The sequence below is a fragment of the Minwuia thermotolerans genome (genome assembly GCF_002924445.1).
Taxonomy (GTDB): Bacteria; Pseudomonadota; Alphaproteobacteria; order Minwuiales; family Minwuiaceae; genus Minwuia; species Minwuia thermotolerans.
The window spans coordinates 67,413-76,981 of sequence record NZ_PIGG01000074.1; the positions used below are offsets into that span (position 1 = coordinate 67,413).

At 67.6% G+C, this 9,569-nt stretch carries 9 protein-coding genes and 1 pseudogene; 9 read left to right on the forward strand and 1 reads right to left on the reverse strand.

Going from position 1 to position 9,569, the window contains the following annotated elements:
- From CWC60_RS21310 to CWC60_RS21350, 9 genes and pseudogenes are all read left to right on the forward strand, one after another.
- Positions 1-180: NADH-quinone oxidoreductase subunit A (locus CWC60_RS21310; RefSeq protein WP_164516678.1), on the forward strand; the 180-nt coding region annotated here is incomplete at its 5' end.
- Positions 171-1,112, forward strand: a complete 942-nt coding sequence (locus CWC60_RS21315) for a hypothetical protein (RefSeq protein WP_109795940.1) — start codon at positions 171-173, stop codon at positions 1,110-1,112. The genes CWC60_RS21310 and CWC60_RS21315, both read left to right, overlap by 10 nt.
- Positions 1,109-2,026, forward strand: coding sequence for a complex I subunit 1 family protein (locus CWC60_RS21320; protein ID WP_109795941.1), 918 nt, complete (start codon positions 1,109-1,111; stop codon positions 2,024-2,026). The genes CWC60_RS21315 and CWC60_RS21320 overlap by 4 nt, the downstream gene beginning before the upstream one ends.
- Entirely contained in the window at positions 2,023-2,607 is a 585-nt protein-coding gene (locus CWC60_RS21325; protein WP_109795942.1) for an NADH-quinone oxidoreductase subunit J family protein, read from the forward strand. The genes CWC60_RS21320 and CWC60_RS21325 overlap by 4 nt, the downstream gene beginning before the upstream one ends.
- Positions 2,604-2,909 carry an NADH-quinone oxidoreductase subunit NuoK gene (gene nuoK, locus CWC60_RS21330; RefSeq protein ID WP_109795943.1) on the forward strand — a complete coding sequence of 102 codons (306 nt, stop codon included), beginning with the start codon at positions 2,604-2,606 and terminating at the stop codon, positions 2,907-2,909. Before CWC60_RS21325 ends, nuoK begins: the two co-directional genes overlap by 4 nt.
- Entirely contained in the window at positions 2,906-4,798 is a 1,893-nt protein-coding gene (locus tag CWC60_RS21335) for a proton-conducting transporter transmembrane domain-containing protein (RefSeq protein WP_109795944.1), read from the forward strand. The genes nuoK and CWC60_RS21335 overlap by 4 nt, the downstream gene beginning before the upstream one ends.
- Before the next feature lies 1 nt (position 4,799).
- Positions 4,800-6,290 carry a complex I subunit 4 family protein gene (locus CWC60_RS21340; RefSeq protein ID WP_109795945.1) on the forward strand — a complete coding sequence of 497 codons (1,491 nt, stop codon included), beginning with the start codon at positions 4,800-4,802 and terminating at the stop codon, positions 6,288-6,290.
- A gap of 1 nt (position 6,291) precedes the next feature.
- Positions 6,292-7,698, forward strand: a complete 1,407-nt coding sequence (locus CWC60_RS21345; protein ID WP_109795946.1) for an NADH-quinone oxidoreductase subunit N — start codon at positions 6,292-6,294, stop codon at positions 7,696-7,698.
- A gap of 340 nt (positions 7,699-8,038) precedes the next feature.
- Positions 8,039-8,995 (forward strand): annotated as a pseudogene (locus CWC60_RS21350) (tyrosine-type recombinase/integrase); the annotation flags it as partial.
- 62 nt (positions 8,996-9,057) lie between these two features.
- On the opposite strand, the gene CWC60_RS21355 reads toward CWC60_RS21350, so the two are convergent.
- Positions 9,058-9,569, reverse strand: a 512-nt coding sequence (locus tag CWC60_RS21355; RefSeq protein ID WP_164516361.1) for an integrase core domain-containing protein, incomplete at its 5' end; no start/stop codon positions are given.

Consider the following 9,569-nt stretch of genomic DNA (forward strand, 5'->3'; position numbering starts at 1 on the left):
TACTACCCCATGACGCTGCTCTTCATCGCCTTCGAGATGGAGATGATGTTCATGTATCCGTGGGCCGTGGTCTACGTCGAGGAAGGCGTGAAGGCGCTGGCCGAGATGGGCATGTTCCTGGCGATTCTTTCGCTCGGCATTCTCTATGGCTGGCGCGAGGGGGTGTTCCGATGGCAGTAGCCCGGCACAGTTTCCTGGCCGGCAGCGCTGCGGCGCCGGTCTTCGCTGCGGTCGGCGAGAACGGTCTGGCCTCCGTCGAGGCGCTGGCCCGCCGTCCCGGGCTGCGTCTGGTTCAGAGTCCCCGGCAGGCGGCGATCCTGCTGGTGGCCGGCGAGCCGGGCAGGGCCGTCGAAGAGGCGCTCCAGCGGGTCCATGATCAGCTCCCGCCGCCGCGCACGACCTTGTGGTGGGGCGCCCGGCCGCATTTCGAAGGGGAGGCGATTCTCTCCAATACAGATCCGCTTCCGACGCTCAGGACCTTATGGCTCGAACTGCTGGACGGCGCACGGCGCGGCGAAGCGGCGCTGCTGCCGGACGAGCCGCCCCACCCCTGGCGCGGGCTGGGCGACCGGGGACATGGCGGCGAGGGGATGATGGGGGGCACGCCCTATGGCAGGCCCATGGCGATGACCGCCGAGGATCCCCGTGACGGCCTCACGCTCGACCCGTACACCGCCCGCTACGGCCCCTTCCTCCCCATGCTGCCGCCCGGCCTTCAGATGGAGATCACGACCCAGGGCGACATGATTGTGGAGGCGCGGGCGCTGCATTCGCCGTTCGGCCAGGAGCCGGCGGCTCTGACCCCTTCAGCGCATGCCGCGAGACTGCTCCGCCTGCTCGGCCTGCCGCCGCTTTCCATCCGCGGCGCGCGCTGGCGCGGCGTCTTCCGCGCCATCCCGCCGGGGCTGGGGGTGGACGGCCATGGCGACGACGTCCGCGCGCGGCTCTGTCGCTGGCTGTCGGGGGAAGCGAATGCGCCCAGCGCGCCGCCGCTGGGCGAAATGCTGCACGGCCTGGAATGGCAGGAAGCCATGCTGGTGCTGGCGAGCCATGAACTGGACGCCTTGCGGCTCTCCGTTCTCTCCGCACACGCGCCCGGAGAGTCGTCATGAACGTCGTCCTGTCGCTGCTCCTCATTGCACTGTTCGTCGGCGCGGGCGTCTGGCTCGCGGCGGTTGTCGACAGGGCGCTCGGCGCGTGGCGCGCCGGGGCCCGACCCGATGGTCTCTTCATGGGACCGCTCAGGGAAGCCGCGGCGATGCTGGTCCGGCCGCGCGCCGAGACCGAAGTCACCGATGCGCTGTTCCGCCTGCTGGCCCCCGGCTGGTATCTGGCGCTGGCGGCTGTGAGCTTCAGTGTTGTGCCTTTCGCGCCCGGCATCGTGGCGACGGCGCCGAGCACCGGATTGGTGCTCTGGGGCGCCTGCGAGGCGCTGGTGATCGTGGTGGTCTTCATCCACGGCTGGGCGCCGAACTCGCCGTTCCCGCTCATCGGCGCCTATCGCTATGTCGCCATCGGCCTGCCGGCCATGCTGCCGTCCATGTTCGTCCTGATCGCCGCGGCCGTGCCCGCGGAATCGCTGGCGCTGCCGGCGGTGGTGGAGAGCCAGCGGGAACTGTGGAACGTGGTGCGGCAACCGCTCGGCCTGATCCTGTTTCTGGCCATCGGGCTGACGATCACCTTGCGCGGTCCCTTCGACTATGCCGATCCGGAAGATCTCGCCGGCGGCACCTCCGCCGAGGAATCCGGCCCGGCGCTGGCGCTGTGGCGGTTGGCGCGGCTGGCCATGCTGGTTTCATTTTCGGCCATGGCCGCCACGGTCTTTTTCGGCGGCTATCTCGGCCCCTGGCTGCCCGGTCCCGTCTGGCTGGCGCTGAAGACGCTGGCAGTGATGTTTGCGACCCAGGCCGTGGGGCACTTGCTGCCGCGTATGCCGGCGCCGCGGATGCTGGCGGCGTTCTGGCTGGTTGCCCTGCCGCTCAGCTTCGCCGACCTGTTGCTCGTCGGTCTGGAGTCGCTGGCATGAGCCTGTTCGCCGACATCGCCTTCTGGGCTCTCGCGGCGCTGGCCATCTGGAGCGGCTGGCGCGTCTTCCGCGTCGATTCCATGGTCCGCGCTTCGTTCCAGCTGATGACCTCCTTCATTGCCGTGGGGCTGATCGGTGTGCTGCTGGCGGCCCCCTATATCGGCATCGCCACGGTTTTCATGATGGCGGTCGAGATGATGGTCATGGCGCTGTTCATGGTCATGTTCATGATGAACCCCGCCGGCCTCAATCCGATGGTGATGGTCCATCAGCACAGGTTCGCCGTCGGCGCAGGAATCGTGGCTTTTCTGGGTCTGGCGGGCGCGGCCGTCCTGACCGAACTGCCCAGCGACAAGGTGCCGGCCGACCGTGAAGTGGTTCGCGACCTGGGCAGCGAACTGCTCGGCGGCTCCATGCTGGTCTTCGAGACCGCGGGCGTCACCCTGCTCGCGGCGATGGTCGCCGCCGTGGCGCTGTCGGCCCGCTCGGGCCGGGCCGGTCCTTCGGACGCCGGATCCGTCCCGCCCGGCTTGGAACCGGGCGGCGACCCGGCCGGGTGGCGGGGGGAGGACGGCGAATGACGCTGCTTTCGGTCCTTGTCGTCGCGGCCGCGCTGATCGGCATCGGCCTGTACGGCGCACTCTGCCAGCAAAGCTTCGTCATGCTGATGATGGGACTCGAGCTGATGCTGAACGGCGCGATCCTGGCGGCGATGGGCTTCTGGTCGTTCGCCCTCGGCGGCATGCCGGAAGGGCAATTGCTCGCCATCATCGTCATGGCGGTCATGGCCGTGGAGATGGCTGTGGGCTTCGCGCTCGTCGTCGCCGTTTACCGCAAGCGCCAGACCGACATGACCGAGGGGCTGGAGACGCTGAAACGATGAACCTGTTCCTTGTGCCACTCCTGCCGATTGCCGCCGGGGCCGTTGTCGTCCTTGCCGGCGATCGTTCGCGCGCCGTGCTCGGCTCGGCCGCCGCGGCGGTACTGGCCGGCACGCTGGCGCTGTCTGTCGTGGCGGCGCTTTCGAACTGGAGCGGCGGGTACGCCTGGGCGCCGGGGATTGCGTTGCGGGCCGGGCTCACGCCGCTTTCGGGCGCCGTTCTCGTGCTCGTTCCGCTGATCGCCCTGCCGGTTCTGGTCTTTGCCGCCGCCCATGAGGCGCGGCAGGGACTCGGGCGGCTGGTTGGGCTGCTGCTGGTCTTCACCGGCGGGATGCATCTTCTGGTGGCGGCGGACGACCTGTTGACCCTGCTGATCGGCTGGGAACTGGTCGGCGCCTGCTCCTGGGCGTTGATCGGCCATCACTGGCGCGATCCGGCCAATCCACGGAGTGCGACCTACGCCTTTGTGACCACCCGTATCGGCGATCTGGGGCTTTTCGCGGCGCTGCTGGCGGCGTGGAACGGCGCTGGCTCGCTCGACTACGCCGCGCTGGAACGCCTGGACGGTCTCCATCTGGCGCTTGTGGCCTGGGGTGTGCTGATCGCCGCGGCGGCCAAGGCCGGACAGGTACCTTTCGCCCCCTGGCTGTTCCGGGCCATGGCCGGCCCCAGTTCCGTTTCGGCATTGCTGCACGCGGCCGCCATGGTTGCCGCCGGCGCCTACCTGGTGGCGCGGCTGCACCCGCAGATTGCCGACGCCCCCGGCTTCGCCGTGGGCGCCATGACCATCGGCATCGCGACCGCTCTCGCAGGAGGGCTGGTCGCCGTCCTGCAGGGCCACGCCAAGAAGCTGCTGGCCGCTTCGACCTCGGCCCATCTGGGACTGATGTTTCTCGCTGTGGGCACGGGCTATCCGGGCGTCGCCATGCTGCACCTGATCGCACATGCGGCGTTCAAGGCGCCGCTTTTCCTCGCGGCGGGCATCGCCGGAGAGAAGGCGGGAAGCTACGAGATGCATCGCATGCGCCTTGGGCGGGCGCTGCCGGCGCTGGCGCTGGCTGCGGGCGTCGCCGCCGCGGCCCTGGCGGGCGTACCCCCGCTTGGCGCGGCCTGGACCAAGGAGGAAGTTGTCAAGGCAGCCGGCCATGCTGCGCCCTGGCTGGCGATGCTCGCGATCGTCGCCGGGGGGCTCAGCGCCGCCTATGCCACGCGCTTCCAGCTTCTCGCCTTCGGTCGGGACGGGGAGGGCGGGAGGGGCCGGATGCGCCGAGGGGAGCTCTGGCCGATCGCGGGTCTCGCCGCGCTGACCGTCGTGCTCGGCTTGCTCTGGTTGCCCGGTATGCAGGGACCGGTGGAGAAATCTCTCGGCGCCACGCTGCCCGCCGGAAAGGCCTGGGAAATTGTCCTCTCGCTGATCGTGGTGGCGCTCGGACTGCTCGCCGGGCGGGAGATGGCGCGTTTGCCGCTGAAATACCATTGGGGACCCGGGGCGGCATGGCTTGGGCTGCCGGTCCTGATCGACCGGGCGGTGGTGCGTCCCTTTACGGAAAGCGCCGACGCCGCGGGCCGCTTCGACGACCGATGGCTGGACGGCCTGCCGCGTGGCGCCGTACGCGCCGTCTTCGGTCTCGCCGACAGTCTGGCCGGGCTCGACCGCAGCGCGGTCGACGGTGGCGTCCGCGCCGTGCGCCGCCTGACCGAATGGGCCGCACGGGTCGCCGCCCGCATCGGCGAAGCCGTGACGGACGGTCTGCCCGAGGGCGCGGGGCGGTTGGCGGGGATTGCGGGGGCCGATGCGCGGCGTCTCCAGACCGGGCTTTCCCATCACTACTACGCGCTGATGGCGGCCGGGCTCGCGGCAATGGCCGCGCTGCTGGCCATGGGAGGATGAGATGCTGACGCTCGCCATTCTGGCGCCGCTTCTGGGAGCCTGCGTGCTCGCCTTCGTGCCGGCGATCGGCGAACGGTCGGCGCGATGGCTGGCCGTGTTCGTCTCCGCGCTTCCGCTCGCGCTGATGCTCGCAGTATGGGCCGACTTCGACACCGGCCCGGGGGCTGCTGCCTTCCAGGCCGTGGAGGCGCGGACATGGCTGCCATCGCTCGGCGTCGCCTGGCGGGTGGGCGTCGACGGCGTTTCCCTGGCGCTCGCCCTGATGACGGCGCTGCTCTTCACGGTTTCCATCTTGTGGCCGATGAAGGACCTGGCGCGGCCGCGGCACTATTACGCCTGGTTCCTGTTTCTGGAGTTCGCCTCGCTCGGGCTCTTCCTCGCCCTCGACCTGCTGGTCTTTTACGTCTTCTTCGACCTCAGCCTCGTGGGCATGTTCTTCCTGATCGGGCGCTGGGGCCATGGCGATGCCCAGCACGCTGCTCTCAAGTTCTTCATCTACACCCTGGCCGGCTCGCTCGCGGTCCTGCTGGGGATCATCCTTCTGGCGCTCGGCATGACGCCGATGAGCTTCGATATGCGCGCCATGATCGAGGCTCAGCCGCTCGCCGGGCAGGATCCGCGCGCCGCGCTTGTCCTGCTGGCCTTCGTCTTCGGATTCGCCGTGAAGACGCCCCTCTTTCCCTTTCACACCTGGCTGCCGCCGGCCCATGTCGATGCGCCGGGGCCGGCCTCGGCGATTCTTGCGGGTGTCATGCTGAAGATGGGGACCTATGGCCTGCTCCGGATACCGTTCCAGATGATGCGGGAGACCTTCGCCGAATACGCCCTGCCCATAGCCGCCATGGCCGTGATCTCGATCCTCTGGGGCGCTCTGGTGGCGTTCGCCCAGCAGAACCTGAAACGCCGCATCGCCTACACCTCGGTCAACCACATGGGCTACGCCGTGTTGGGTATCGCCGCGGCCGGCGCGCTGCTCAACGGGGAGGAAGCGGCCCGGGAGCTGGCGCTGACCGGCGCAGTGGTCGAGATGGTCGCGCACGGTCTGATCACCGGCGCCCTTTTTCTGATTGCGGGCGCCTTCTGGCAGCGAGCCGAGGACTACGACCTCGCCCATTTCGGGGGGCTGGTCGCCCGCGTGCCGCGGCTCACCGCGCTCACCGTTCTCGCCGCCTTCGCCAGTCTGGGTCTGCCAGGCCTCGCCGGCTTCGTCGGTGAAGTACAGATCTTCCTCGGCGCCTTCGCCATCTGGCCCTGGCTCGCCGCGATAGGGCTCCTCGGCATCATCGTCTCGGCGGCGCTCTTCCTGCGTATGCTGCAATCCCTGTTCTTCGGTGAATTGCCGAAAAGCCACTCGGATTTCCCCGATCTGAGCCGAGCCGAAGTGGCGGCGCTGGGCATCCTGTTGGCCCTGGTGGTGCTGATCGGCGTCTGGCCGTGGTGGCTTCTGGAGATGATCAGGACCGGCGCGGCGCTCGCCACCGGGGCGCCCTGACATGCCGATCGGGGACGTGGCGCCCGAGATCGCGCTGCTGCTGGGTGGCTGCGCCGCGCTTGTGCTCGCGCTGTTTTTGCCGCAGCGGGCGCAGTGGCTCTGCGGTCTGGTCGCGGCGCTGGCGCTGGTGGTCGCGGCAGGATTCGCCTGGGCGCAGATCGAGGCGGCGAAACTGAGTTTCAAGGGCGTCTGGGCGCTGGATGGCGCGACCGGCTGGGCGCGGCTGCTGATCCTGGCCGCAACAGCCCTGTGTCTGCCGCTTTGTCCGCGCTGGTTCACCACCGACCGGCGCCACGGCGAATTCTACATCATGCTGCTGTTCTCGGCACTGGGGGCCGTCGCCATGGCCGGCGCGGCGGATCTGCTCCAGTTGCTCATGGCCGTGCTGCTCTCCTCGGTGACCGGCTACGCCATTGCCGCCTGGCACCGGGACTGGGCTCTCTCCGTCGAGGCCGGCATGAAGTACTTCCTGGTGGGCGCGCTGGCCAATGCGATGATGGCGATCGGCGTCGTGCTCTTGCTCGGCATGCTGGGAAGCAGCGGCTACGCGGACCTTGCTTCGCGGCTGGCCGCGCCGCAGCAGGCGCCGCTCTCGGTGCTCGGTCTTGCGCTGACCTTCCTCGGTCTCGTCTTCAAGATGGGGGCCGCACCGGCTCATGCATGGATGCCGGACGTGGCCGAGGGGGCGCCCGTGCCGGCCGCCGCCTTTCTGACGGTCGTTCCGAAGATCGGCGCGGCGATCGCCATGGCCCGTCTCGTCGCGCTGTTCCCTGAAGCGGAGGGCGGCGTCCGCATGCTGGTGGCGGCGCTGGCCGTCGCCACCATGACCCTGGGCAATCTTGCCGCGTTCTGGCAGCAGGATGTCCGGCGTCTGCTCGGCTGGTCGGCGGTCTCGCAGTCCGGCTATGCCCTGATGGCCGTGGCGGTGACTGGCCTGACCGACAGGGCGCTGCCGGCGTTGATCGCGTTCCTCGCGGCTTATGGCGTGGCCAACATCGCTGCTTTCGCGGCCATCGCCCACCTGCGGGGGCGGACGGCGCTCGGCGATTTCGCCGGTCTCGGCCGCGCGAGGCCGATCACTGCCGCGATCCTCATTCTGGCCATGCTCTCGCTGGTCGGCATCCCGCCGCTGGCGGGCTTCGTCGGCAAGCTGGAACTGTTCCTGGCGGCGATCCAGGGCGGTCTTCCCTGGCTGGCGGTGGCTGCCCTGGTGAACACGGTAGCCTCGCTGTTCTACTATGCCCGGGTCATGGGGCCGATGTACTTCGCTCGGCCCGGCGGCGAGGTTCATGTTCTCGGTCGCCAGACCCTGGTTGCGGCGAGCGTCGCAGGCGCGCTGGTCCTTGGAGGCGGGATTGCCGCCGGTCCCCTCGTTGTTGCCATGGCCGATGTTGTCATCCTGCCCTGAGCCTGCTCGACCCGTTACGGTCCGGCGCAATGAGCATTCAGAGGTACAACAGAAAGAAGAAACAAAGTAGGCCGATACCAGCAGGCACCGTCGGACGCTGCCGCACCCGTGCGCCGAGCCCCGGAAATCAGGCGCTCATCTGGACCTTGTCGGACTGTTCTGGAGTGGAAAGTGGTGCCCAGGGGCGGCAATGCATTCCTGTATGTAGGGACTCCATTCAAACTCAGGCCATCTCAATATTCAATGAAATCAGGTGTTTGAGATGAACATGGGTAATCACTTTCTATCATATAACCTCACCTGGTACTATATCTAGGGGTGGATACGAAGGTGGATCGAGATGACCCGTGCACTCAACAGACTATCGGCCGCTGGCCTCACGTCATTGGCTCCAGGGAAACATGCCGACGGGGGCGGACTGTGGCTCCACAAGCGCAGCGATGGTGGGGCGCAGTGGGTTCTGCGTGTTACCGTGCACGGTCGCAGGCGCGAGATGGGTCTTGGCGCCCTGGGCAACGTCTCTCTGAAGGCCGCGCGCGAGAAGGCCGCCACCTGGCGTGCGGTAGCGCATGACGGCAAGGATCCGATAAAGGAGCGGGAGCGTCTTCGCCGAGAGGCCAAGCGAAACCTCCACCTGCTGAACGAGGTTGCAAAGGACGCCTTTGAAAGCCGGAAGGCGGAGTTGAAAGGCGACGGTGTCGCAGGCCGATGGTTCAGTCCGCTAGAGCTTCATGTGCTGCCCAAGCTGGGCAAGATTCCCGTTGCTGAGGTTGACCAGACGGATATCCGGAACACGCTGGCGCCCATCTGGCACGCCAAGGCCGACACCGCCCGCAAGGCCATGAACCGGCTGAACATCTGCATGAACCATGCAGCGGCGCTGGGCCTGGATGTGGACTTGCAGGCGGTCGCCAAGGCGCGTGCGCTCTTGGGCAAGCAGCGGCACAAGGCGAAGCACGTGCCTGCGTTGCACTGGAGGGAGGTGCCGGCCTTCTACGCCAGCCTGTCCGACGGCACCGTGACTCATCTGGCCCTTCGGCTACTGATTTTGACTGGCGTGCGATCCGGGCCGCTTCGTCATCTGCATGAAGATCAACTTGCTGGCGATGTGTGGACAATACCGGGCGAAGCCATGAAGGGCCGGCGCGATACGACTCCCGATTTCCGCGTCCCATTGTCGAAAGAAGCGCAGGACGTTATCCGGCAGGCCAGAAGGCATGCACGCGACGGCTTTCTGTTTCCGAGCGTGCGCAAGGGCGTGATCTCTGATGCCACAATGTCCCGGCTTGTCCGTCGTCAGATAAAATGGGCGTCTTGACGTGATGTGCCTTTGGAGGATCTGGCTCATCGGTTTCGATTCTACGCGGCCTGTCTCTGGTTGAGCAAGCGGCGCTGTTTCAGGGTCTGCTCCTTGATCTTCCTCCTTTCCCGGAGCGTGTCCTGGCCGCGCCCGAGATAGACGTCGGCCGGGGTGAGATTGCCGATGCTCTCGTGGTATCGGCGGTGGTTGTAATGCTCGACGAAGGCTTCGACGGCCTGCTCGAGGGCACCCGGCAGATAGTAGTTCTCGAGCAGGATGCGGTTCTTGAGGGTCTGGTGCCAGCGCTCGATCTTGCCCTGGGTCTGCGGGTGGTTCGGGGCGCCACGGACATGTTCCATGCTGCGCTCGCCGAGCCAGTCCGCCAGGTCGTGGGAGATGTACGACGAGCCGTTGTCGCTGAGCAGCCGTGGTCGGTGTCCAACGGTTGCCGTATCACAGCCCGACGCCTCGAGCGCCAGCTCAAGCGTGTCTGTGACATCGCCGGCTTTCATCGTGGTGCAGAGTTTCCAGGCGACGATGTAGCGGCTGTAGTCGTCGAGGATCGTGCTCA